Annotated in this window: 22 protein-coding genes; 9 read left to right on the top strand and 13 right to left on the bottom strand. The window is 38.4% G+C overall.

Features of this window, described 5'->3' with window-relative positions:
- Positions 1-65: 65 nt before the first annotated feature.
- The 3 genes from ACKGJN_RS12775 (at position 66) to ACKGJN_RS12785 (ending at position 2,195) form a co-directional block, all read left to right on the top strand.
- A complete protein-coding gene (locus ACKGJN_RS12775) occupies positions 66-560 on the top strand; it encodes a hypothetical protein (protein ID WP_409539930.1) in 495 nt (164 codons plus the stop codon).
- Between the two features lie 486 nt (positions 561-1,046).
- Complete coding sequence (locus ACKGJN_RS12780) at positions 1,047-1,466, top strand: type II 3-dehydroquinate dehydratase (protein WP_409539931.1); 420 nt, start codon at positions 1,047-1,049, stop codon at positions 1,464-1,466.
- A 6-nt stretch (positions 1,467-1,472) separates the two neighbouring features.
- Positions 1,473-2,195, top strand: coding sequence for a Dph6-related ATP pyrophosphatase (locus ACKGJN_RS12785; RefSeq protein ID WP_409539932.1), 723 nt, complete (start codon positions 1,473-1,475; stop codon positions 2,193-2,195).
- Positions 2,196-2,337: 142 nt separating this feature from the next.
- Here ACKGJN_RS12785 and lpdA read toward each other — a convergent pair whose 3' ends face one another.
- The 5 genes from lpdA to ACKGJN_RS12810 form a co-directional block, all read right to left on the bottom strand.
- Positions 2,338-3,729, bottom strand: a complete 1,392-nt coding sequence (lpdA, locus tag ACKGJN_RS12790; protein WP_409539933.1) for a dihydrolipoyl dehydrogenase — start codon at positions 3,727-3,729, stop codon at positions 2,338-2,340.
- Positions 3,730-3,892: 163 nt separating this feature from the next.
- Positions 3,893-4,447, bottom strand: coding sequence for a collagen-like protein (locus ACKGJN_RS12795; protein WP_409539934.1), 555 nt, complete (start codon positions 4,445-4,447; stop codon positions 3,893-3,895).
- A 16-nt stretch (positions 4,448-4,463) separates the two neighbouring features.
- Positions 4,464-4,859, bottom strand: coding sequence for a peptide-methionine (R)-S-oxide reductase MsrB (msrB, locus tag ACKGJN_RS12800; protein ID WP_409539935.1), 396 nt, complete (start codon positions 4,857-4,859; stop codon positions 4,464-4,466).
- Positions 4,860-4,861: 2 nt separating this feature from the next.
- Positions 4,862-5,350, bottom strand: coding sequence for a peptide-methionine (R)-S-oxide reductase MsrB (gene msrB / locus ACKGJN_RS12805; protein ID WP_409539936.1), 489 nt, complete (start codon positions 5,348-5,350; stop codon positions 4,862-4,864).
- Positions 5,351-5,465: 115 nt separating this feature from the next.
- Positions 5,466-6,335 carry an alpha/beta fold hydrolase gene (locus ACKGJN_RS12810; protein ID WP_409539937.1) on the bottom strand — a complete coding sequence of 290 codons (870 nt, stop codon included), beginning with the start codon at positions 6,333-6,335 and terminating at the stop codon, positions 5,466-5,468.
- Positions 6,336-6,512: 177 nt separating this feature from the next.
- Here ACKGJN_RS12810 and ACKGJN_RS12815 point away from each other — a divergent pair, with 177 nt between their 5' ends.
- The 3 genes from ACKGJN_RS12815 to ACKGJN_RS12825 all read left to right on the top strand — a co-directional run bounded on the left by ACKGJN_RS12815 (position 6,513) and on the right by ACKGJN_RS12825 (position 10,860).
- Positions 6,513-7,337, top strand: a complete 825-nt coding sequence (locus ACKGJN_RS12815) for a M48 family metallopeptidase (RefSeq protein ID WP_409539938.1) — start codon at positions 6,513-6,515, stop codon at positions 7,335-7,337.
- An 80-nt stretch (positions 7,338-7,417) separates the two neighbouring features.
- Positions 7,418-8,746 carry an MFS transporter gene (locus ACKGJN_RS12820; protein ID WP_409539939.1) on the top strand — a complete coding sequence of 443 codons (1,329 nt, stop codon included), beginning with the start codon at positions 7,418-7,420 and terminating at the stop codon, positions 8,744-8,746.
- Positions 8,747-8,823: 77 nt separating this feature from the next.
- Positions 8,824-10,860, top strand: a complete 2,037-nt coding sequence (locus ACKGJN_RS12825) for a glycosyl hydrolase family 95 catalytic domain-containing protein (RefSeq protein ID WP_409539940.1) — start codon at positions 8,824-8,826, stop codon at positions 10,858-10,860.
- Positions 10,861-11,079: 219 nt separating this feature from the next.
- Here the strand turns inward: ACKGJN_RS12825 and ACKGJN_RS12830 are convergent, their stop codons facing one another.
- The 4 genes from ACKGJN_RS12830 to ACKGJN_RS12845 are packed head-to-tail and all read right to left on the bottom strand — an operon-like array spanning position 11,080 to position 14,024.
- Complete coding sequence (locus ACKGJN_RS12830) at positions 11,080-11,811, bottom strand: head GIN domain-containing protein (RefSeq protein WP_409539941.1); 732 nt, start codon at positions 11,809-11,811, stop codon at positions 11,080-11,082.
- A gap of 24 nt (positions 11,812-11,835) precedes the next feature.
- Positions 11,836-12,939 (bottom strand): hypothetical protein, encoded by a 1,104-nt coding sequence (locus ACKGJN_RS12835; RefSeq protein WP_409539942.1) that lies wholly within the window; start codon positions 12,937-12,939, stop codon positions 11,836-11,838.
- Entirely contained in the window at positions 12,920-13,474 is a 555-nt protein-coding gene (locus ACKGJN_RS12840) for a DUF4179 domain-containing protein (RefSeq protein WP_409539943.1), read from the bottom strand. The genes ACKGJN_RS12835 and ACKGJN_RS12840 overlap by 20 nt, the downstream gene beginning before the upstream one ends.
- Complete coding sequence (locus ACKGJN_RS12845; protein ID WP_409539944.1) at positions 13,464-14,024, bottom strand: RNA polymerase sigma factor; 561 nt, start codon at positions 14,022-14,024, stop codon at positions 13,464-13,466. The genes ACKGJN_RS12840 and ACKGJN_RS12845 overlap by 11 nt, the downstream gene beginning before the upstream one ends.
- A gap of 216 nt (positions 14,025-14,240) precedes the next feature.
- Here ACKGJN_RS12845 and lon point away from each other — a divergent pair, with 216 nt between their 5' ends.
- Positions 14,241-16,691 carry an endopeptidase La gene (lon, locus tag ACKGJN_RS12850; protein ID WP_409539945.1) on the top strand — a complete coding sequence of 817 codons (2,451 nt, stop codon included), beginning with the start codon at positions 14,241-14,243 and terminating at the stop codon, positions 16,689-16,691.
- 344 nt (positions 16,692-17,035) lie between these two features.
- Positions 17,036-18,586 carry an SDR family NAD(P)-dependent oxidoreductase gene (locus ACKGJN_RS12855; RefSeq protein WP_409539946.1) on the top strand — a complete coding sequence of 517 codons (1,551 nt, stop codon included), beginning with the start codon at positions 17,036-17,038 and terminating at the stop codon, positions 18,584-18,586.
- Positions 18,587-19,024: 438 nt separating this feature from the next.
- On the opposite strand, the gene ACKGJN_RS12860 is transcribed toward ACKGJN_RS12855, so the two are convergent.
- Entirely contained in the window at positions 19,025-19,621 is a 597-nt protein-coding gene (locus ACKGJN_RS12860; protein ID WP_409539947.1) for a hypothetical protein, read from the bottom strand.
- Positions 19,622-19,891: 270 nt separating this feature from the next.
- Here ACKGJN_RS12860 and ACKGJN_RS12865 point away from each other — a divergent pair, with 270 nt between their 5' ends.
- A complete protein-coding gene (locus ACKGJN_RS12865; RefSeq protein WP_409539948.1) occupies positions 19,892-20,293 on the top strand; it encodes a Dabb family protein in 402 nt (133 codons plus the stop codon).
- Positions 20,294-21,080: 787 nt separating this feature from the next.
- On the opposite strand, the gene ACKGJN_RS12870 is transcribed toward ACKGJN_RS12865, so the two are convergent.
- From ACKGJN_RS12870 to ACKGJN_RS12880, 3 genes are all read right to left on the bottom strand, one after another.
- Complete coding sequence (locus ACKGJN_RS12870; protein WP_409539949.1) at positions 21,081-21,569, bottom strand: hypothetical protein; 489 nt, start codon at positions 21,567-21,569, stop codon at positions 21,081-21,083.
- Between the two features lie 306 nt (positions 21,570-21,875).
- A complete protein-coding gene (locus tag ACKGJN_RS12875) occupies positions 21,876-22,703 on the bottom strand; it encodes a GIN domain-containing protein (protein ID WP_409539950.1) in 828 nt (275 codons plus the stop codon).
- A gap of 61 nt (positions 22,704-22,764) precedes the next feature.
- Positions 22,765-23,316, bottom strand: a complete 552-nt coding sequence (locus tag ACKGJN_RS12880; protein WP_409539951.1) for a DUF4251 domain-containing protein — start codon at positions 23,314-23,316, stop codon at positions 22,765-22,767.
- Between the last annotated feature and the right edge of the window lie 212 nt (positions 23,317-23,528).

Genomic DNA, 23,528 nt, shown 5'->3' on the forward strand with positions numbered 1-23,528 from the left:
TTATACGTTTTATGTTTTTGTATTTTTCTTATATTTAGGTGAGTAATCATTAAAATATAAAAATCATGAAAAAATTACTACTATTATCCATTTTTTCCATTTTCGGATTTACCGTTGCTCACTCGCAAAGTGCATGGAAAATTGGAGTAAATGCGGGTATTCCCGTAGGGGATGTGGAAGACATTGCAACCTTCCAGTTGGGGTTGGATGTGGCTTATTTATATCCCGTTTCCGATTTATTTAGTGTGGGTGCACTGGCAGGCTATTCGCATTATTTTGGGGATGATATTAAAACTGGACTGGGAACAGTAAGCGTTGACGATTTTTCATTCCTTCCAATTGCAGCTTCTGCACGTTTTGGATTTGAAGATTCCTTATTCGCAGGGCTGGATCTTGGTTACGCGATAGGTCTCGACGATGGTAATGATGGCGGATTTTATTACCGGCCAAAGGTGGGTTATGACATAGGACCATTGGCTATTATTGCGTCTTTTGCAGGAATAGCTGTTGATGGCGGAGATGTTTCCTCGGTTAACCTGGGAGTGGAATTTGGCTTTTAAAAATTCGAAGCGGGTCCTACTGTGTGATTCGGGCAGCCTTGGGGAACCGGCCCGTCCGTCAGGCGTGTAAACTCGTCATGAGGGATTGAACTTTAAAACAAAAACGGGAACAGGAATGTTTCCGTTTTTTTATTTTTTCTGATCAAGGTGTAGGGTTTGAACCTCAAAAGATTCCATAGTTTGTAAAAAGTTGCAGCGAAAAAATAAGGATTATAACTAAAAGTCTTTTCAGTTAATAAAAAATGTAGTCCTGATTCTTGATTCTTACAGTTACACCAAAGGCGGAACGATCTTGTTTCTTTAGAGGACATTACTGATTTGTAATAATTAAAGTAATCCGCCGTCCCTTTTTTTATGCCTGAAAAATAAATATCTTTAGAAAATGAAACCTTCATAACGGCAAGTCAATACACAGCAAGATGAGTGATATGGAGGTTACTCCTGATAGCTATCGGGAGACCGATAAAAAACAATAAAATACACCAGATGAAAATACTAATAATCAATGGCCCCAATTTAAATCTTCTTGGAACAAGAGAACCCGATACCTATGGAACGGAAAGTTTTGAAGAGTACTTTTCGAAACTTCAGTTTAAATTCCGGGATACCGAATTATCCTATTATCAAAGTAATATTGAGGGAGAACTAATAGACAGACTTCAGCAAGCCGGTAAAGAATTTGATGGTGTTGTGCTCAATGCCGCGGCTTATACCCATACCTCGGTAGGAATAGGAGACGCCGTGAAAGCAATTGGAATCCCCGTGGTGGAAGTTCATATCTCCAATACATTTTCCAGGGAAAATTTTCGGCATACCTCCTTTATTTCTCCAAATGCGAAAGGAGTGATTATAGGCTTTGGCCTCCAAAGTTATGATCTTGGGATCCAGAGTTTTCTGAAAAAATAAATTTTGATGAAAAAAGCATACCTAAACTGGAGTAGCGGAAAGGATTCTGCATTTGCACTCTATACATTACAAAGTAACGGCGATATCAAAATTGAAAAATTGGTAACCACCCTTAATTCTGAGGTGGACAGGGTTTCCATGCATGGGGTGCGGAAGGAATTGTTGTTATTACAGGCTAAAAGCATTGGGCTTCCAATTGATATTATAGCGCTTGAAGGAAATATTTCTATGGAAATCTATAATTCGAAAATGCACAGTGCGGTTTCAAAACTCCTGGAGGAAGGATTTACGCACAGTGTTTTTGGAGATATTTTCCTTGAAGACCTAAAAGAATACAGAGAAAAACAACTGGCAGGGGTAGGAATAAAAGCACATTTTCCACTTTGGAAAAAAGATACCCACCAGCTCATCAATGATTTTTTAGCTTCGGGATTTAAGGCCATAACCGTTTGTGTAAATTCAAAAGTGCTGGATAGTTCTTTCTGCGGAAGAATTTTAGATCAAAAATTTCTTGCAGATTTACCACCAGGTGTCGATCCCTGTGGCGAAAATGGCGAATTTCACACGTTCGTATTCGATGGGCCAATCTTCAAAAACCCAATTGAATTTGAAATAGGGGAGGTCGTTCAAAAAACCTACAATGCTCATGAAGATGAAGAAGATAATTGCTTTAGCGACGATAAAAAATCCTGGGACACCAGTTTTTGGTATTGTGATTTGATTCCATAAAAATTCAAGATTCAAGGTTCAAAATTAAAAATTACCTACTTGTAACATTTAACGCGAAAACCGACAAGATGCAGGTTAATAAAAAAGCTCCGAATTAAAATTCGGAGCTTTTATTTTCTAAAATCTAACGTCTAATATCTGTTTACAAGTGTATAACTTCATCATACGCTGCTGCAACAGCCTCCATAACCGCTTCACTCATGGTTGGGTGAGGGTGGATGGTTTTAAGGACTTCGTGACCAGTAGTTTCAAGTTTACGGCCTAAAACAGCTTCAGCGATCATATCGGTTACTCCGGCTCCAATCATATGACAACCTAACCATTCGCCATATTTAGCATCAAAAATCACCTTTACAAAACCATCAGGAGTACCTGCGGCTTTTGCTTTTCCGGAAGCAGAGAATGGAAATTTTCCAATTTTCAATTCATACCCAGCTTCTTTGGCTTGCTTTTCAGTCATTCCAACAGAGGCGATTTCAGGGGTTGCATAGGTGCATCCGGGAATATTTCCGTAGTCAATCGGTTCAACATGCATTCCTTTTATCTTTTCTACACAGGTAATTCCTTCCGCAGAAGCTACGTGGGCAAGAGCAGGTCCCGCAACTACATCTCCAATAGCATAAATTCCATCAACATTGGTTTGGTACCATTCGTTTACCAAAATTTTATCTTTATCGGTTTTAATCCCTAAATCCTCAAGACCAATATTTTCTAAATTCGATTTAATCCCAACAGCAGAAAGAACGATATCTGCTTCCAGGGTCACTTCTCCCTTTGCAGTTTTCACCTTGGCTTTTACTCCTTTTCCTGAAGTATCCACACTTTCAACAGATGAATTTGTCATTATTTTGATGCCAGCTTTTTTGAAGCTTCGTTCAAATTGTTTGGAGATTTCCTCATCCTCTAAAGGCACCAGATTTGGCAAAAACTCTACAACGGTAACCTCGGTTCCCATAGCATTGTAAAAATGGGCAAATTCCACTCCAATTGCACCGGAACCAACCACGATCATAGATTTTGGTTGTTCTTTCAATGTCATTGCTTCCCGGTAACCAATCACTTTTTTACCATCCTGTTTCAGGCTTGGTAATTCCCGTGATCGTGCTCCAGTGGCAATAATAATATTGTCGGCAGAATAGTCGGAAGTTTTATCGTTTTTGTCGGTTACAGTAACTTTCTTTCCGGCTTTCAATTTTCCAAAACCTTCAATAACGTCAATTTTATTTTTTTTCATCAGGAACTGAACACCTTTGCTCATTCCATCGGCTACATTCCTGCTTCGTTTTACAACTGCAGAGAAATCTTTATCGGCTTTTTCCAAAGTAAGTCCGTAATCTTCAGCGTGTTTTAGGTAGTCAAAAACCTGCGCGCTTTTTAAAAGTGCTTTGGTAGGAATACATCCCCAGTTAAGGCAAACCCCACCCAGACTTTCTTTTTCTATTATAGCGGTTTTAAAACCTAATTGTGAAGCGCGAATGGCGGTAACATATCCTCCCGGACCGCTTCCTAAAACAATGATGTCGTATTTACTCATTTTCCGAATTTTTTGTAAGAGTTAAGATGTTGCGAATTTAGGGAATAATAGCCTAAACTAAAAGTCTTATAATGTCGAGAATAGGGGAGATCCTCATTAAAATTAAAAAAGGCTTATTCGAGATTTGAAATAAGCCTTAATAATAAATGCCGAAAATAGATTCCTATAGTTTCATTTTTGTGATTTCCTTTTGCTCAATGTCCAGAGCCTTTATTACAGCTTTCATATTGGACATATCAACTCCTGAAGTTTCAGCGAATTCTCCAGGAACAACAACAATCCTTAAAACCTGATCATTTCTATAACTGGCATCCAGAGTTCCAAAATCAACCGTTCCATCTAAAAATATAAGGACATTAAAGAAAGTAAAATCATAATTATACTGAAGAATTTCATTTCCTATAAAGTAGGTTTGAGGTAACATCCTGAAAACCTCAACAGGGGCTCCGCCTGCGGTACCATCTTCCCCGGTTTTAAGGTATACCAGCACAGCATCCGATTCAAATACTTCAATTCCTTCAGCATTAAAATCAACCAATAAGGAGTAATCATTTGTAGCTGTAAAATCACCTACAACATCTATAACTTGTCCTAATGGACCCGGTTCTCCTTCAGGACCTTCTGGTCCCTGAGGCCCTTGTGGACCAACTGCTCCATCATCGCTACAGGATGTAAATGCGAAAATGGAGATAAATAATAAGGTTACAATCTTTTTCATAATACTTGGTTTTTGGTTATTTTTTAAATTCTATACTTGCCGAATTCACACAATAGCGTTGTCCGGTTTGAGTGGGGCCATCGTCAAAAACGTGTCCTAAGTGGCTTCCACAATTAGCACATAAAATTTCTGTGCGTTCCATACCAAAGGTGCAATCCTTGATATATTCTACGGTTCCTTCAATGGCTTCATCAAAACTTGGCCATCCGCAACCGCTTTCAAATTTGCTGTTTGCTTCAAAAAGTTTAGAATCGCAAGCTGCACACCGGTAATCCCCATTTTCATCAAAATGAAGGTTATATTTTCCTGTATGTGGGGCTTCGGTCCCTTTTTGTCTTAAAACCCGGAATTGTTCATCAGAAAGTTGTTCTTTCCATTCCGCTTCTGATTTTTCTATGCTATATTTTTTCATTTTTATTTTTTTGAATCGGGAATAAACTTCATTGCAACTCCATTCATACAATATCTTTTTCCGGTGGTTGCTCCTGGGCCATCATCAAAAACATGACCTAAATGCCCACCGCAGTCGGCACAATGAATTTCATCGCGTTGATATCCCAGTTTGGTATCCGATCCATATCCTACACCACCTTCTATGGGACGATCAAAACTTGGCCATCCAGTTCCGCTTTCAAATTTATGTTCGGTTTTAAACAATTCATTACCGCAGGCGGCACACACAAAAATTCCGGGTTCCGTTACACCGTTCAGTTCACTGGAAAAGGGTCTTTCAGTCTCAGACTTTCTTAGCACAGCATATTCCTGGGGAGTCAAAATCTCTTTCCATTCGGCCTCGGTTTTGGTTACCGGGTATTCAGATGCGGTTTTGGAATCTTTTTTTTGTGCATTGCCATTGCAACTAAAAATAACAATTGCAATCAGTGCTATAAATACTTGTTTCATAGGGGTTTTTATTATTGTTCTAGCGGACGAAAGTAACATTCATAAAATCATTTCTCCTGTTTGAGAAATTTCACGTTATGAATGTTTCATCTCTTTTTTTACAAAATTACAAATATTATGCCGTGACGAACGTTGTGATTTTGTTAATAACCTTCGGATTTCCTAATACTTTTCTGTGACCAAGACCTTCAGTTAAAAATAATTCACTGTTCATCAGCTTTTCTGAAATCTCATAGGCCGAACTTACATCTACATCTATATCGTCTTTATCATGTACCACCAATGTTGGTATCTTCACACTTTCAGCAGATAAGGCTCCGGAATAAACATCCATATTTTCACCAAATTTTTTATCAAAATAGGATTTCATTTTTTCAGCAACAGAATCGTTTAATTTCATGTTCCGGGCAAATTCCCTGGTAATATGAGTAACACTGTTTGCGGTTCCTATAATTACAAGTTTTTTAAGAGAAAACCCTTCCTTTAAGGCTCTTAATAAGGACATTCCTCCTAAAGAATGGCCAATGGCACTATCAAATGGCCCATAATCCTTTGCTAATTCATGAATGGACTCAATAAAATAGGGCATCATACTCATTCTCCCGGGAGCCTTTCCATGAGCAGGAGCATCAAAACTTATAACAGTACAGCCTTTTTTGACCAATTGTTTAGCCAACACCGACATTTGGGTACCGCGACCACTCCATCCGTGTACCAGAAGTACTTTTTTGGTTCCTTCCCCATATATATATACTATAATCTTTCTGTTTATAGCTTTAACAAGAATTGATCTTTGCTCTGCCTTTTCATCCATTTCTTTTTCCCTTTCAGGTAAAGGGTATTTGAAAGGTGTTAAAAACAATTGTGCCGCAAAACGACTTGCAAGAAATGGGGAGATTTTGGTTAATATTTTTCCTGTGCTCAAAATATATTGAGGGGTTAGCAATACCTGAACAGGCGTAGCATCTTTTTTAGATTTAGTCATATTTTATATAAAACCGCAAGTTAGGAATTTGAAGTTAAACAAGTCCCAGTGCCTACTATCTGTGGGGATGATAAAAACGGCAAGATTTTTGAAAACCTATAAACTGTTAAAGCAAGCATAAACATAAACAATCCACAGGTGTGGTTTTGTACTTTTATCCATCTAAAACCAAAAATCATGAGAATTAAGAATTTTATTATAGGGATTTTTGCCGTGCTTGTAATGGCCGGTTGCAAAACCAATCCCTTTACCGGAGAAAAGAATTTGAATTTTGTTTCAAATGAGCAGCTTTTCCCGATGGCTTTTCAGCAGTATGACCAGTTTTTAAGTGAAAATAAGGTGGTTACCGGTGCTTCAGAAGCTCAAATGATCAAGAATGTAGGACAAAAGATCGTAACTGCATCTGAAAGATATTTAAATGCAAACGGATATCAGGGATATTTAAATGGATATGCATGGGAATTTAATCTTGTGCAGGATGAAGCGGTTAATGCCTGGGCAATGCCAGGAGGAAAGATTGTATTTTACACCGGAATTTTACCCGTAGCACAAAATGAAACCGGGGTTGCTGCAATTATGGCTCACGAGGTAGCTCACGCACTTGCCGATCATGGAGCACAGCGTATGAGTGCAGGTCAATTACAGCAGTTGGTTGGTGTTGCCGGAGGTGTAGCGTTAAGCGGAAAAAGTGAACAAACCCAGCAAATTTTTGCTCAGGCTTATGGAATTGGATCTCAGGTTGGGGTAATGCTTCCTTTTAGCCGAAGTCACGAGACTGAAGCCGATAGAATAGGACTTACCTTAATGGCTATTGCCGGATATGATCCTGCAGAAGCTGCCGATTTATGGAGAAGAATGGCCGCACAAAGCAGCGGACAGGCTCCACCTGAATTTTTAAGCACTCACCCTGCTTCTTCAACCAGGATTGCCAATATTACCAAATGGGCTCCGGAAGCAAAAGCTGAAGCTAAAAAGTATGGAGTTACTTCCTTTAAGAAGTAAATCAGAAACCCTCAATGAGGGATAAAAAAAATATTTTAAAAAAAGCTGCTCTTATGGGCAGCTTTTTCTATTTTTAAGAAATGAAAAATCTCCCCAAAGGAAGTAAAAAGTTATTGAATGCCTGGGCCTTTTATGATTGGGCAAATTCAGTTTACAGTTTGGTAATCTCCTCGGCGATATTTCCAATTTTTTACGGAGCCATTACCATTTTAAAAGATGATGATGGTGCGATTATTAAAGATACTGTTGACTTTCTTGGGTATTCTTTAAATAATGATTCTTTGATAAGCTATGTTACAGCAATGGCTTTTTTGGTAGTTTCATTAATTAGTCCATTGCTTTCAGGAATAGCGGATTATGTGGGAAATAAGAAATTATTTTTAAAATTTTTCTGTTATCTGGGCGCTGTATCCTGTATTGGATTATTCTGGTTCAATCTGGATTATCTTTGGTTTGGGTTGCTATGTTATTTTCTTGCTTTGATAGGTTTTTGGTCAAGTTTGGTGTTTTATAATTCGTATTTACCGGATATCGCATATCCCAATCAACAAGATAAAATAAGTGCAAAAGGTTTTTCCCTGGGTTATATCGGGAGTGTTATTTTACTTGTGATTTGTTTGATCATGATCATGAAACACGACTGGTTCGGTTTTGAAGATGAAGGACTTCCTACCAGGCTTTCCTTTGTTTTAACAGGAGTTTGGTGGATAGGATTTAGCCAGTACACCTACTACTATTTGCCAAAGGGAACCAAACAACAGAAGATGACCAAAAATGTTCTGTTCAATGGTTTTAGGGAGCTACGCCTTATCTATAATTCCCTTACCCATCAAAAAGTTCTAAAGCGCTATCTGGTTGCTTTTTTCACCTATAGTATGGCTGTTCAAACCATCATGCTGGTCGCCACTTATTTTGGGATCGAAGAATTAGATTGGGGAGAGCAAAACGCAACCACCGGATTGATCGTGAGTATATTGCTCATCCAATTGGTTGCAGCCGTAGGAGCTACTTTAACCTCCAGAACTGCTCTAAAAATCGGAAATATAAGAACCTTGATTATTTTGAATTTATTCTGGATCGCAATATGTGTTTATGCCTATTTTATTACAACCCCTTTGCAGTTTTATTTTGCCGCTGCCGGAGTGGGACTTATTATGGGAGGAACCCAGGCGCTATCTCGTTCTACATATTCCAAAATGCTTCCTGAAGACACTCTGGATACCACCAGTTATTTTAGCTTTTACGATGTTTCTGAAAAAATAGGGATTGTAGTTGGGATGGTTTTATACGGAATTATGGCTCAATTGACAGGAAGCGTTCGAAATGCCATTATTTTTTTAGTGCTTTTCTTTATTGCAGGAGTAATTTTATTACTAAGAATTCCCTTAAATTCAACTAAAATTAATTAGGGTGCTTTGCAATCCAATTAGCCCAAAAATACGAACCAAGTTAAATAACTTAAAAATCAAAAATATCACTCTATACTATGAAAAATTTATACTTTTTGATGATAATCTTTTTTTCCACAACACTATGGAGTCAGTCTCCAGCGGATCCGTGGTCTATCTCCAGCGGAAAAGTGGATGCCTACACAGGAATCGTGGCCGCAAACGGCCGAATCGGAATCCTGCCTGAAGACAAACCTTTTGAGGTTCGCTCCATTATTTTAAACAATGTATATGACAAGGAATCCCAGTTGGGAGTCAGTAAAATTTTGCTGGGAATGAACTTTGGGAATCTGGAAATGGAAATAGACGGGGTGAAAATTACCGAGAGTAATATTTCCAACTGGCAACAAACCCTGAATATGAAGGAAGCAGCTTTCACAACTTCCTTCGATTTTAAAAACAAAGCGCATATTTCATACACAATTTATGCACTTCGGAATGTTCAATATGCCGGATATATAGATTTTAAGGTTCAGGCTAAAACCGATATAAGCATTAAAGTAACCGGCAAGATACAGACTCCGGAAGAATATCAGGATCCAATAAGCACATTCAGGATACTTGAGGATTTGGAAACTACCATGCCTATACTTCAAACCGTTGCAAAAAGCCGCTTCGGGAAACATACCGTTGCAACTTCCGCAACTTTTATCTGGCATGACATTAATTCTACAAGGGAAAATCAGCGGCCGGAACTAACCCATACCAGCGTTTCAGAATACGATACAAGGTTATCTTTTCAGAAAAAAATCGAAAAAGGCGAAACAAGCGAATTTGCCTGGACCGCTGCACAGGCAACCACTCAGGATTTTGTAGATCCGCAATCCGAATCAGAGCGTTTCGTGATTTTCAACTTATTAACTCCACGAAAAGATCTCTTGGATGAACATAGAAAATTATGGGCAGAGCTTTGGGAAGGAGATATTCTTATTGAAGGCGATTTACAATCTCAATTAGATGTTCGCCTTGCGCTTTACCATTTATATGCGTTTTCAAGGGGAGATTCAGACTTAAGTATTGCCCCAATGGGATTATCTTCACAAAATTACAATGGCCATATCTTTTGGGATACCGAGTTATGGATGTTTCCTCCACTTTTATTGCTAAACCAGGATATTGCAAGATCTCTTGTGAATTACAGGTCAGACAGATTGGAAAAGGCGAAACAAAAAGCGATTAATTTTGGATATAAGGGAGCCATGTTTCCCTGGGAAAGTGATGATACCGGGGAAGAAGCTACTCCGGCCTGGGCTTTAACAGGCACTTTTGAGCATCATATCACCGCCGATGTTGCCATCGCTTTCTGGGATTATTACAGGGTTACAAAAAATAAGGAATGGCTAAAAGAAAAGGGATTTCCAGTTATAAAGGAGATTGCCGATTTTTGGGTGAGTCGCAGTACACAAAATCCAGATAGCAGTTATTCCATAAAAAATGTTGTGGGAGCCAATGAATTTTTAGCCAATGTAGATGATAATGCATTTACAAACGGATCGGCTATCACCGCTTTAAGATATGCGGTTTTAGGAGCTAAAGAAGTTGGCGAAGAAGTTGATCCCCAATGGTCTAAAGTTGCTGATAATATCATTATTCACAAGTTCCCCGATGGAACCACAAAGGAAAACCGGACGTATAATGGGGAAATTATAAAACAGGCAGATGTGAATTTGCTTACATATCCGTTAGATGTTGTGTCCGATAAGGAAACGGTTTTAAAGGATCTAGCATATTATGAACCAAAATTATCTCCAATAGGTCCTGCGATGGGAAAATCTGTATTTGCCGTGATCTATGCACGATTAGGAAACCCTTCAGAAGCATACAGGTTGTTTAAGGAAAGTTACGAGCCGAATAAAAGGCCGCCATTTGGTGCCCTGGCCGAGGCGGCAAACAGTGATAATCCCTATTTTGCAACCGGGGCAGGAGGAATGCTTCAGGTAGTGCTGTTTGGTTTTGGAGGATTGCATATCACCGAAAGTGGGATTGAACAGAAAAACGAGGTTTTGCCCAAAGAATGGAAATCTTTAACCCTGAAGGGAATTGGTCCCGAGAAAAAAACCTATGTGATCAAATAATAATTTTAGAAGCAACCAATAAAAAAACTTCGGTGAAACCCTATCAAGGAATCCCCGAAGTTTTTTTTGTATTACCACCATCAGCCCAATTTTCTTAACGGTTGTCAATCTTGTCGAGCTTGATTAAAATCCTCAATGAGGGACTAAAATTGAGTCTTGGTTGCTGATTCTTGCAGTTCCGCAAATGGCGGAACGATCTTGATTCTAATCCGGACTGTTTTAATTGGAAGATATGGATCCTGAACCTGTAGTTTTAAAATCCTGTTTTTTAGGATTTCCATTATATTTTATATCTCCGGAACCGGAAACGCGCGCTTTGAGTTCTTCAGTTGCTGTTATTTCCACATCTCCGGATCCTGAAATAGTTACTTCGGCCTTAGCAGCCCTGAGATTAAAAGCCTCGAAATCCCCGGAGCCTGTAATTGAACAGGAAAAATTTTCTGCAGTTCCTTTTAATTCAGTATTTCCCGAACCTGTAATCGCGCTGTTTAAATCCTTAACATTCAAATTCAGTTTTAAGTTTCCGGAACCGGTTAAACGGGTTTCAAAACTCTTTGCTTTTATTTGATCGGAATTCCTTATATCGCCAGATCCGGTTATTGAAACTCCTTCTATTTCCTCAAAAGGAACAATTACCTTGATCCTACGATTTCCGGAAGGGGATATGGAAACCCCTTTTTTTACAGAGATTTTAAGAACTCCGTTGGTAACTTCGGTGGTGATATATTCCTGTAAATTGCTTTCTGCTTCTACTTTTAACGCGCCTTCTTTTCCTGAAATAAGTTCTACGTCCATTGAACCTACCAGGGTTACTTTTTCATAATTGGGTACATTTCGGCTTTGTGTGGTCATTTCTCCATTGCCCTTTATTCTATCGTTTTTCCACCACTGGGCGTTTGCGGTACTTATACTTAATAATAATGCTGCGAGTATTAGAATTGTTTTTTTCATGATATTGTTATTTATAGATGAATATTATTTTTGTTTAAATGTTACTCCGGCGTAATTGGATTTTATAGTTATAGTGCTGCCTGCAGAATTGTTCAGGTGATACCCGGAGTAACTTTTACTGGTTGAAGTTTGATTTTGCTTATTCACCTCAAAATTTTCCATTCCATTCACACTTCCGTAGGAGGTATTTACATTAAACAAAAACGGATGATCTTCGGCATAACCAATCTTAACTCCTGCATAGTCTGTAGTGATTTTGATGTCTCCGGCTCCTTTAATCACCTTGTCAATTTCCAGATTTCCGTAATCCAGATTTATTTCCGCCGACTGATAGACTTGTCCTAATTTTACGCTTATATAATCGCCATTACCCACAATTCTTTTCAGCTTATCCACATTCATACTGCCATAATCTGCATTGAACTGGATTAATTCTACTTTTTTAATATTCGACTTGGTATAATCGGCATTGATGTCCAGGGATTTTGCTTCATCTATGGTGAAATCGGAATAATCTGCATTTATCACGGCCTTGTTTATATAATTAAAATGACTGTTTCTTGAATAGTCGAAATTGATGTGGTTACTGGTTCCCAGCAATTCTCCTATATCGATCCTTCCATAATCGCAACTTATCTTAGAATTACCCTTCAGTTTATCGATGAAAATATTCCCGTAATCATTGCTTAGGTCAACATTATTTGTCACCGGTGCTTTTATGATGTAATTGATCTCCATATTCACATTAGAGTTATTGCTGAACAGCATATTCCAGAAGGAGTTGCTCTCTTTTGAAAAATGGGTTTTTGCACTCACTCCTGCAGAAGTTTGATTGAATTCAATCCTGATATCATCTAGTTTTTGCTGAACCTTTTCTTCATCGTTTCCGTTGGTCTTTATAAAGACCTCAATGCTCATGGTGTTTTGATCCCAGGTAGAAATATCGATATTACCGTAGCTGTTATCGATTTTTAAAATGGCATCTGCAGCGACATTGAATTTTTTGGAAACCTTTTTTTCTTTTGTATGCCTTCCCTGAAAATCATCGCCATTTCCCGGATTGGTGCAAAAAGCTATTGTTGGGCTTAATACAATTAAAAATATCAGTTTATATATAGTTGCTTTCATTATTAGGGTTTTTAAGTTTATTTATTTCTTCTATTTTTGATAATACATTGTTTAATATGTCGATACGTTGCTGCAGGTTGGAAACCATCGCAAAGATCACCCGTTTATCCTGCCCGCTTTTTACCAGGTCTTTCCTTAATTTCTCATATTCCAGATCCAGTTTTTCCATTTGAGCCAAAGCATCATTAACTATAGCTTCAGTTTCGGGCGATTTTACATCGTTTACCTTTGCGAGCTCTGTTTTGATAAGGCTTGAATAAAACAGCTGGGTTTCCTTCATTTCGGGAGATACATTTGCCAAATCCCCGGAATTATTTGTGAATCCAAAACCAATGAAATTCCCGGCAAGCATAATAATGAGGAGCAATCCTGCTGCTACGGCCAGTAGGGGAGCCCAAAGACTTCTTAATTTCCCTTTTTTTGAATGGGGACTTTCTTTAAGTTTTTCTAAAAACCGTTCCTGATGTCCGGATGCAGGTTCTGTGACATCAAAATCCTGATTTCTGAAAAGCTTATCTATATCTCTATTTTCCATGTTGTAATAGTTTTGCTCTCAAGCTTTCTTTGGCTCTTGAAATTGTGGTCCTGCAATTTGCGGGAGTTATATTCAGTATTTCACAAATTTCATCATAATCATAACCTTCAATTAGGTGAAGGCTTAGCATGATCCTGTAATTTTCTTTTAGCTCCTTCATCGCACGGAGGATTTGTTGCACTTGCGCGTTCTTTGTGTTTTCTTCCAGGTCTATTCCATCTTCTTCCTTTAGCTCATTTCTGAATTCATCCTGATAAGAAACCTGCTTATACTTTGATCTTTTATTAAACGAGTTAATACTTAGATTCACTACGATTTTTTTCAGCCAGGCTCCAAAAGTGGATTTTTCTTCAAAGGTGTGAAGTTTTGAGAATGCTTTTATAAAAGCTTCCTGCATCACATCTTCAGCTTCTGCAGTATCAGTCACGATTCTTAGTGCTGTGTTGTACATGGCTTTATAATACTTGTTGTAAATTTCCAGCTGTGCACGCTGTTCGCCTTTTCGGCAACGTGCTACTAAATCGTCTGTATAATTGATGGTTGTTGTCAAAAAATAAACCTTAGCTCTATTATAAAGATACATGGGATTTTAAATTGTTACAGTTTCAGTAAAAAATATTTTTGTTTGCCCTGCTGGCACAGGAATTGAATTGTGTACTGGCAATAGAGCCTTGAAAGCACTACCTTTCGGAAATGCTTTAGAAAATCAGGGTATTAGAAAAATAACAATCAAGAACTGTGGTGACAGTTTGACTTAAAATAATATATGGCTAAATCTAAATTAATGAATATAGACAGTTTGTCATTTCAGGGAATGGATGAAGATGCAGAATTAATTCCCCTGATGACCCCCGAAGATGAAGAAGAAATAAATAAGGAAGAACTTCCCGAAATTTTACCAATTTTACCCTTAAGAAACACCGTATTATTCCCAGGTGTCGTAATTCCGATTACCGCCGGGAGGGATACCTCCATCAAACTTATCAACGATGCCAATAATGGCAGCAAAGTTATTGGTGTAGTGGCACAAAAGGATGAGGATGTGGAAAATCCTGAACCTAAGGATATCCATCAAACCGGAGTTGTAGCGCGGATTTTGAGAGTCCTTAAAATGCCCGATGGAAATACCACCGTGATAATTCAGGGTAAAAAACGTTTTGAGATTGCTGAAGTAATCTCTGAAAAACCCTATTTAACAGCATCGATTAAGGAAGTTTCAGAGTTAAGACCGGAAGCAAAAAACCCTGAATTCAGTGCGATTATTGAATCCATAAAAGATCTTGCTTTACAAATTATAAAAGGAAGTCCAAACATTCCTTCGGAAGCTTCTTTCGCCATAAAAAATATCGAAAGTCCTTCTTTTCTGATAAATTTTGTTTCTTCCAATATGAACCTTAGCGTTGCGGAGAAACAGGAGTTACTGGAAACAAACGATCTAAAAGACAGGGCGCTGGCTACGTTGAAATATATGAATGTAGAACACCAGAAACTGGAATTGAAAAATGACATCCAGAGCAAGGTGCAAAGCGATATGAGCCAGCAGCAACGGGAATATTTCCTTCATCAGCAAATGAAAACCATACAGGAAGAACTGGGTGGGGTTTCTCAGGAAGATGAAATGGAGGAAATGAAAGTTCGCGGAAAGAAGAAGAAATGGAATGAAACCGTAAAGAAGCATTTTAACAAGGAACTCGCCAAGATGCAGCGCATGAATCCGCAGGTTGCAGAGTATTCCATTCAAAGAAATTATCTTGACTTATTTCTGGATCTTCCCTGGGATGAATTCAGCAAGGATAAATTCGATTTAAAAAGAGCGCAACGCATTTTAGACCGGGATCATTACGGTCTGGAAGATGTAAAAGAGCGGATTATTGAGTATCTCGCTGTTTTAAAACTTCGGAATGATATGAAATCCCCAATTTTATGCCTTTACGGACCTCCGGGAGTTGGTAAAACATCGCTTGGAAAATCGGTGGCGGAAGCATTGGGGCGCGAATACGTTCGGATTTCATTGGGTGGATTACGGGATGAAGCTGAAATACGCGGACACCGAAAAACCTATATAGGCGCAATGCCGGGAAGGATCATTCAAAGCCTGAAAAAAGCAGGAACAAGCAATCCTGTTTTTGTGCTTGATGAGATCGATAAACTGGCCAGCGGGAATCAGGGAGATCCGTCTTCAGCCTTACTGGAGGTACTGGATCCTGAGCAAAACAGTGAATTTCACGATAATTTCCTAGAAATGGGATTTGATCTTTCCAAAGTGATGTTCATCGCTACGGCAAATTCATTAAATACCATTCAGCCTGCATTGAGGGACCGAATGGAAATAATCAATGTTACCGGGTATACCACCGAGGAGAAAATAGAAATTGCAAAACAGCATTTGTTGCCCAAGCAGTTAAAAGAACACGGATTAACCAAGGAGCATCTCAAAATTGGAAAAGCTCAGCTGGAAAAGATCATTGAAGGATATACCAGGGAGTCCGGAGTTAGAAGTCTTGAAAAACAAATAGCAAAAATGGTGCGCTATGCTGCCAAGAACATTGCTATGGAGGAAGCTTACCATATTAAAATAAGCAATCAGGATGTGATCGATGTTTTAAAGAGCCCGAGAATGGAACGCGATAAATATGAAAGCAACGATGTTGCCGGAGTAGTTACAGGACTTGCCTGGACTCAGGTAGGAGGAGATATTCTTTTTATTGAATCTATTATTTCCAAAGGAAAAGGCACTCTGAATATCACTGGAAATTTAGGGAAGGTGATGAAGGAATCGGCTACCATAGCCCTGGAATATATAAAATCCAATGCAGAATCATTTGGGATTAGCCCCGATGTTTTTGGAAAATACAACGTTCACATTCACGTGCCGGAAGGTGCAACACCAAAAGACGGACCAAGCGCGGGGATTACGATGTTAACCTCGCTTATCTCTTTATTTACACAGCGAAAAGTGAAGAAAAACCTGGCTATGACCGGGGAAATCACCTTACGTGGAAAAGTGCTTCCGGTAGGAGGTATCAAAGAGAAGATCCTCGCAGCCAAAAGAGCCAGGATTACAGAGATCATCCTTTGTGTAGAGAACGAACGGGATATTAAAGAAATAAAACCAGAATATCTTTCGGGACTTACTTTCCATTATGTAAATGATATGGATGAAGTAATAAAACTTGCACTTACCGATGAAAAGGTGAAAAACGCAAAGACACTTTAGAATAATACCCCGGCTGTTGTCAGGGTATTTTCATATACAGGAAACCAACTTTTTTTTGTTGATTCCAGGATAAAAGCTTCAAAAAAGGGATGAGTCCCCCTTATTTTGAAGCTATTTTATTGTATCCCACAATTGGAACAATCAGGTGTCTGAAAAACGATTTCCTTGGGAAACCAACCACTTCTCGCCATCGGATTCAAGATGCTTCAATTACGAATCCCATCCTTATTGAACAAGGCATTTTTATGGTTTCACTTTTACGGAACTGCAATTTTTTAAAACTACATTTGCGGTTCAAAAATTAAGTAAGGAATTTCTGCTAAGTAGAGGATACGATCTAGGTTATGAAAAAGAATGAAATTGAGATTAAAAAGGAGATCACTTCTGAAGAGATAGCTTCGTGCATTTCTATTTTAGCGGAACTGGTGGCAGATACCGACAGGATTTTTGATATTCCGAAGGAGCAAAGAACTGAACTTATCAAAGTTGCAGGAATGTTTTCCAGGCCCAACCGTGATGAATTTTCGCGTAGAAAAAAGGACGGAAAAAAGGCGGCAAAGCGAAAACTGGAAGCCCGTGATAAAACCGCCCGAAAGGAAACCGGGATAAGAAATGCCAGGGAATCCAGTATTTTTATCGCTCCTAAAATGCTTCATTTGGAAGCACTTACCAACAAAGTGCAACAGGAACTGAAAACTCCCGGTAAATGTTATGTCTGCAAAACAGAATTCACCTTAATGCATCACTTTTATGATACCATGTGCACGGAGTGTGGGGATTTTAATTACGCCAAGCGGTTCCAAACCGCAGATGTAAACGGGCAGGTAGCCGTTATAACCGGCTCCCGACTTAAAATTGGATACCATATTTCCCTGATGCTTTTACGCGCAGGAGCAACGGTGATAGCGACTACCCGTTTTCCGGTAGATTCTGCTTTAAGGTTTTCAAAAGAAGAAGATTTTAACGAGTGGGGAAACCGGTTAAAGATCCACGGTCTGGATCTCAGGCATATTCCAAGCGTTGAGATCTTTTGCAATTTTATAGAGCAAAAATTTGAGCGGTTGGATATTCTCATCAACAATGCCGCACAAACCGTACGACGACCGGCCGGATTCTATGAACATTTAATGGAAAATGAACTGCGACCAATAGCCTCCCTGCCAAAAGCTGCACAGGAGCTTCTGCGGGATCACAACCTTTGTTTACAGGAATTGAAAGGCCTTACAACAGAAGCTGTTCCAAATCAAAATATGCCGGTTACCTGGCATGGACCCGAACCGGGAATTGGATTACGCGCTTCGGCAAAATTATCTCAAATTCCTTATAGTTTCGATAATGCGCTGGTGGCAAAGGAAGTATTTCCGGTAGGGGAGTTGGATGCCGATCTTCAGCAGGTGGATCTTCGGGAAACCAATTCCTGGCGACTGAGACTCGGGGAAATTGAAACGACAGAAATGCTGGAAGTGCAGCTTGTAAATGCAGTTGCGCCCTTTGTATTGTGCAACCGGCTTTCAGAAATCATGAAAAAGGCGCGTACCGGGAAAAAGCATATTATAAATGTTTCGGCGATGGAAGGGAAGTTTCATCCTGTTTTCAAGGAAGACCGGCATCCGCATACCAATATGGCAAAAGCCGCTTTAAATATGCTCACCCATACCTCCTCGGGAACTTTGGCAAAAGCGGGAATCTTTATGAATGCAGTAGATACCGGCTGGGTTACCGATGAAGACCCGGCAGAACTGGCAAAGTTGAAAGTCGAACGGGACGATTTCCAACCGCCCTTGGATATTGTCGATGGGGCCGCCCGCGTAATGGATCCATTATTCGACGGGATAAATACCGGGAAACACTGGTGCGGAAAATTCCTGAAGGATTACAGGCCTATAGGCTGGTAGAAGGGTTTAACCCAAAAGTGAATTATCATTTTGATCTTTATTTAAATAACAGTTAAAAAAAAGCTATTCCTGTGAATTATTTAACCAGCTATTTGGCGAAAAAAACTTATACCAACATTTTTTTCTACCGAAGTTTTCATGTTTTTGAATTTAGGAAACCACGACCTTTTATAAAAAAGTAAGCTGATTCATGAATCTAGGCTATACTATTTTTTAAGTGTTTTTTGTTTTTACGGTCTGAACATTGGCAAATTATGAATAACCTGTCATTTATGCTACAGCTTGGATTATTAACAGAGCAAGATCTTCAGAAAAAAATGGAATATTTACAATAAGTAAAGCGTTAAAATTGAAAAGCCGGGGAATTTTAGAATTTAAAAGCTTATTCCCGGCTTTGAAAATTCAGATGGAATTAAACCTGAAATATGTGAAATACAACTATTGTAGGTTAGCCGATTTTTTCTGCATTTGTAGGGAATCCTGTGGATCCACTTTTTCAGCATCCAAATAGAAACTTTTTGGGATCCTGGCAAAATCGATCTCCGTTCTGAACGTTTTATTCACCCCAAGATTGATCAGGTAGAGATCATATTCCCCTGAAAATTCGGAACTGAATTCCTCAAGCATTCCTTCCAGAGTAGTTGCTTTTATATCTTTCCGTATTCGCAAATCCAGGGTGGCAGTATTCCCTGGATCTAAAACCTTTTGCATATCCGGCCTTTGCACAAGATCAAGTTCTATAATATTACCGGGGCGCTTTAAACCCGGGTTAAAAGAAGCTTTAGATCTGCCGGTAATATTTGAAAAATTGAAGATAAATGGCTCCAGGGTATTATTCCTTACATCAAGAGAAATTTCAACAGATTGATTATAATTTCCAATGGAACCTGTCCGTTTATTGAACTTTAATTCATTGGGACTAATCTCAATGCTGTTCCCTATACGTTCCCGGGAATTATCACTTTGATTTTTTTCTTTGCAGGATTGAAGGCTTACTGTAAACACGAGGAGAAGAAAAATAAACAGGTATTTCATATGTAGATTCTTATTGTTTTTAACGGTCATATGCAACATCCTTAAATCATTCCACTATGTGTCATGATCCTTGTCATGGATGTTTCATCATAAGTTATATTGGGAGCGAAGCCTTGAATATACTTAGGTTGCTCATATCAGTGGCAATTTAGTGATATCTTTTAAGAAAAAGCCAATGAACAATCGGATTATATTTTTCAAATCCAAATTAGTAAAAACCTACCTGAAAGCTGAAATTTTATTGTAATTTGAATTTTTAAATCTATAGCTATGATCAAGTTTTTAAAACTGCTGATAATTTTTACAATTTTAACCGGAAGTGCTACTGTTAAGGCGCAGGATGAAATTGTGGATTTCGATAAGAATTTTACCCATGTGGTCTATTTTTATCTGAATAATCCTGATGATCCTGAAGACAGGACCGCCTTTGAAACTTCCCTTAAAAAATTGATGAATAATACTTTGTACGCCAAAACCAAATTCATTGGAATCCCGGCAGAAACTCCCAGGGATGTTGTGGACAATACTTATACTTATTCCCTAATACTTACTTTTTCCTCCAAAGAAATGCAGGATAAATACCAGGAAGAACCATCGCATCTACTGTTCATTAAAGAATCTGCTCATTTATGGAATAAGGTAATCGTGTATGATTCGGTTGGGATTGATTAATTGGAATAGACCTTTCCCAAAGGTTGGTTAGGAGGGGGAGTTTGCAAAGCATTTTCTGCCATCCAGGGTGGGGGAGACACAATAAAGCAAAAAAAAGCAGAACCTCTGTTTTTCTTTGCTTTAAAAACATTGTCGTCGGGTAATTACTTTGGTTAAAGCTAAGAACATACCTCCATCAGGCATTCCAAAGAGATTTTTAAAAACATACCTGACTTTTATGATTTCTTTAAATTATTCTGATAATTGAAGTGTTCTGAAAAAAAATGGAATTATAACTAAATGTTTATCAGTTAATTAAAATTAAGTCTTCATTCTTACAGTGCGGTGTTGTAGGATACGTCGTTTTACCACGCACCGGAACTGTTTCCCCAAGAAAATTAAAAGGTGTTCCCAAAGGCCATTATCCGCCTCCGGGAAGTTGCAAAATTTGGTATCCCAATCGTCCGCCGGGACATCAGCCAGCCGCAACAAGTTGCAATAATGTTTACAGAACGAAATTGGAGCCGGGAGCTTTTATTTTACACGGTGACCGCGCTTATGACGCCGATTACGACTGGAGAGCAGAGGAGCGTCGCCGACCGGGAACTGTAGGCAGGGATAGATTGGATATTTTAATACCCAAAAGTCGGTAGAAAATTTTAATAATAAACCACATAGGAAAAAGCCACTTTAACGAGTGGCTTTTTCAGTTTCTAAAATGCTTTGAGAGTAACTTTTTCAAAGTTTTGGAACTTTGGAAAAGTTCTTAATTATCGATTACATTTGAGTTTAGATTTTTAAATTTTGCTCAATAATTTTTTTCTGTGATCATTTGCTGAAATACCTTCCATTTTAATAAATCGCCATCGATTGCATAAGATTTTGATTTTTTAAAAACAGTGGTAAGTCCGCCTGCTGCAGCACCCATGGGTAAACCTACAATGACCCCGGCTGCAGCTCCTTCTGTTGCTGTGTCAAAAAGCCTTGCATCTGGGTCGGCAGATGAAGCTCCAAGAATTGCCATCACAGTTGCCCCAATTACAGAACCAATAAGTATATTATTTCCTGCAGAGCGTTTGGTTTTAATTAACCCAATGCTGGCAACATTTAAATTTACTGGCCCTTTTTTACTTTTTATCTGAATGGATTCGTTCGTACCTGCAAGTACTTTTCCCTTATAAATTTTTTGTCCCTGCAAATTATATACACGCACAAACAAATTATCAATTTCAGTTTTTTCCTGAGCATAACTTTGATTGTTAAAGATCAATACGATTGCAAGAAATAAGGTTTTCATGATATTGAAATTTTCGATTAATTAAGTTACGATATTTCTATTTAAATCACCGATATTCAGATGTTTAAAGAATGAAATTCATTAATGAAATCCCTGTGTTACTTATCCCAAATATGATTGAGTGACTTTTCTTTAAAGGAAATCCAGTATAGCTTACAATTCTATACATATCATAATCCTGTCATAATCCTGCTCAACGCTGTTTTATATATGAATCAGCCACATATAAAAGTGTCCTATAATTTATATTATGTAAAATAGAATGTTTGAAATAACAGTGGGCAGCAATTCAGGCAATCACTACTTCTACTTTTTTATAACCCGGGATTTATCTGTAAACCCTTTTAATTGAATGTCGGGTTTTCCATAAACGGTCACCTGGCTTCTATCGGATGCATTTATTTTGAGTTCTCTGGAAACCCTTAAAGAAATCTTTGCGGTATTTGAGGATTCTATTTCAGCGGTTCTGGATTTTAGGTTTTTAGCATCAACCTCCCCAGAATTCTTCAATTTAAAAGAGCTATTTCCAGATTTTCCTTTGAGATTGAGATCTGATTTATCTTTTAAGGAAGCCATAACAGTATTTACATCCAGCTTGCCTTTAAAATTGCTCCTGTTCGTCATTTCAATCTGCAGGTCTTTTGCCTTTAAATCGATTTTTCCGGATGCCTTCTCCTGCATTTGTACCCCTATTTCCTGTCCATCCAGGTCCAGATCCAATTTTGAAGAATCATCTGCGTCGATAAGAATTCTGTCAATTTTTAGTTTTTTTGCTGTTTCAAGACTGGCATTGTCTTTAAGAATGATCCTTTCCAGGTCTTTTACCGTTAAATTTACTTCCAGCTTCTTATTTCTTGTAATTTTAGCGGATGTTGAAATTCTTAAAACCTCATTAACAACCACAAACTTCACAATATCCTGCAGGTTTTGGTCTGCAGTTAAGGTATAGCTGTTAGTCTTTCCGGAAGTCAGGATTACCGAAATATTATCGGTTATTTCAAGGGCCTTATAATATTGATCCAGGTCTTGTGTTACCGAAACCACCTCTCTATCCCCTTTGATCTTACCAGTTTTCTGAGAAAAAATACAGGACCAGGTAAAAAGCAGCAAAATTATACTAATATGTGTTTTCATAACGCTCCAATTAAAATTGAACTTAAAACTTTCAGTAATAAAAAATACAAATCCCTATTATTTATTGATTTTCTTCCGGCAAGGCCTTTACTTTTCCGCGGTATGAAATCGATTGTCGCTGCGAACTGCTTACTGAGGTCGTTGCACTTCCACCTGGGAAAAGTGTGATAAAAAATTCAAGGTTTTCATTGTTTTCCTTGCCTTCAAAATTCAAAAGAATATTTTTCCTGCCTTTATCCTCAGTGATATTTAAGTTTTTAGCTGGTCCTTTATAAGTTATACCTCCATCCCTGCCATAACCCCCACCGGAATGCCTCACTCCATAATATGGTAGGAACACAGCCACACTATCTCCTTTAAACCGGATATAATTGGGGTTTCCTATCAAATTTATCATAGATCCACCCAGAGGACTAAGCCATTCATTCTCAATTTCAAATTCCCGGCTGTTAACCAATTCCGAGAGTTCTTGAAAATCCTTTACAGCTTCTGCCGAACCGGAATTTTTTACACCTCCGCAAGCCAGTACCAAAAGCAGGATAAATGGGACCAACAGTTTAAAAACCATGCTGAATTTTTTATTTTCTAAAGCAGGTTGCCTATTGCTTTTCATTTTGTTATTTTATTGGATTCAGGTTTTCTTCATTAGCTGTTCTAAGGCTGTAACTTATTATAATTCATGGAATTACAACCTGATTAATCTCTTATTAAGATACGAAATTCAGAGGAATTTCATTTCAGTTTTGCCTTATTTAATATCAGGAAGTCAGCTTCATTCCTGTGATTATCCAGATTCCCGATTAAATAATTTAAAAAAGAATCAGG

Source organism: Gillisia xinjiangensis (genome assembly GCF_046298265.1).
GTDB classification, from domain to species: Bacteria; Bacteroidota; Bacteroidia; order Flavobacteriales; family Flavobacteriaceae; genus Gillisia; species Gillisia xinjiangensis.

What these genes read in the sequence shown, in the direction of transcription:
- ACKGJN_RS12855 (WP_409539946.1), top strand. Translation starts at nt 17,036, where the DNA reads ATGAAAAAGAATGAAATTGAGATTAAAAAGGAGATCACTTCTGAAGAG.
- lpdA (WP_409539933.1), bottom strand. Translation starts at nt 3,729, where the DNA reads ATGAGTAAATACGACATCATTGTTTTAGGAAGCGGTCCGGGAGGATAT.
- ACKGJN_RS12815 (WP_409539938.1), top strand. Translation starts at nt 6,513, where the DNA reads ATGAGAATTAAGAATTTTATTATAGGGATTTTTGCCGTGCTTGTAATG.
- ACKGJN_RS12870 (WP_409539949.1), bottom strand. Translation starts at nt 21,569, where the DNA reads ATGAAAACCTTATTTCTTGCAATCGTATTGATCTTTAACAATCAAAGT.
- ACKGJN_RS12830 (WP_409539941.1), bottom strand. Translation starts at nt 11,811, where the DNA reads ATGAAAAAAACAATTCTAATACTCGCAGCATTATTATTAAGTATAAGT.
- ACKGJN_RS12810 (WP_409539937.1), bottom strand. Translation starts at nt 6,335, where the DNA reads ATGACTAAATCTAAAAAAGATGCTACGCCTGTTCAGGTATTGCTAACC.
- ACKGJN_RS12775 (WP_409539930.1), top strand. Translation starts at nt 66, where the DNA reads ATGAAAAAATTACTACTATTATCCATTTTTTCCATTTTCGGATTTACC.
- ACKGJN_RS12835 (WP_409539942.1), bottom strand. Translation starts at nt 12,939, where the DNA reads ATGAAAGCAACTATATATAAACTGATATTTTTAATTGTATTAAGCCCA.
- lon (WP_409539945.1), top strand. Translation starts at nt 14,241, where the DNA reads ATGGCTAAATCTAAATTAATGAATATAGACAGTTTGTCATTTCAGGGA.
- ACKGJN_RS12820 (WP_409539939.1), top strand. Translation starts at nt 7,418, where the DNA reads ATGAAAAATCTCCCCAAAGGAAGTAAAAAGTTATTGAATGCCTGGGCC.
- ACKGJN_RS12860 (WP_409539947.1), bottom strand. Translation starts at nt 19,621, where the DNA reads ATGAAATACCTGTTTATTTTTCTTCTCCTCGTGTTTACAGTAAGCCTT.
- msrB (WP_409539935.1), bottom strand. Translation starts at nt 4,859, where the DNA reads ATGAAAAAATATAGCATAGAAAAATCAGAAGCGGAATGGAAAGAACAA.
- ACKGJN_RS12780 (WP_409539931.1), top strand. Translation starts at nt 1,047, where the DNA reads ATGAAAATACTAATAATCAATGGCCCCAATTTAAATCTTCTTGGAACA.
- ACKGJN_RS12795 (WP_409539934.1), bottom strand. Translation starts at nt 4,447, where the DNA reads ATGAAAAAGATTGTAACCTTATTATTTATCTCCATTTTCGCATTTACA.
- ACKGJN_RS12880 (WP_409539951.1), bottom strand. Translation starts at nt 23,316, where the DNA reads ATGAAAAGCAATAGGCAACCTGCTTTAGAAAATAAAAAATTCAGCATG.
- ACKGJN_RS12785 (WP_409539932.1), top strand. Translation starts at nt 1,473, where the DNA reads ATGAAAAAAGCATACCTAAACTGGAGTAGCGGAAAGGATTCTGCATTT.
- msrB (WP_409539936.1), bottom strand. Translation starts at nt 5,350, where the DNA reads ATGAAACAAGTATTTATAGCACTGATTGCAATTGTTATTTTTAGTTGC.
- ACKGJN_RS12865 (WP_409539948.1), top strand. Translation starts at nt 19,892, where the DNA reads ATGATCAAGTTTTTAAAACTGCTGATAATTTTTACAATTTTAACCGGA.
- ACKGJN_RS12840 (WP_409539943.1), bottom strand. Translation starts at nt 13,474, where the DNA reads ATGGAAAATAGAGATATAGATAAGCTTTTCAGAAATCAGGATTTTGAT.
- ACKGJN_RS12825 (WP_409539940.1), top strand. Translation starts at nt 8,824, where the DNA reads ATGAAAAATTTATACTTTTTGATGATAATCTTTTTTTCCACAACACTA.
- ACKGJN_RS12875 (WP_409539950.1), bottom strand. Translation starts at nt 22,703, where the DNA reads ATGAAAACACATATTAGTATAATTTTGCTGCTTTTTACCTGGTCCTGT.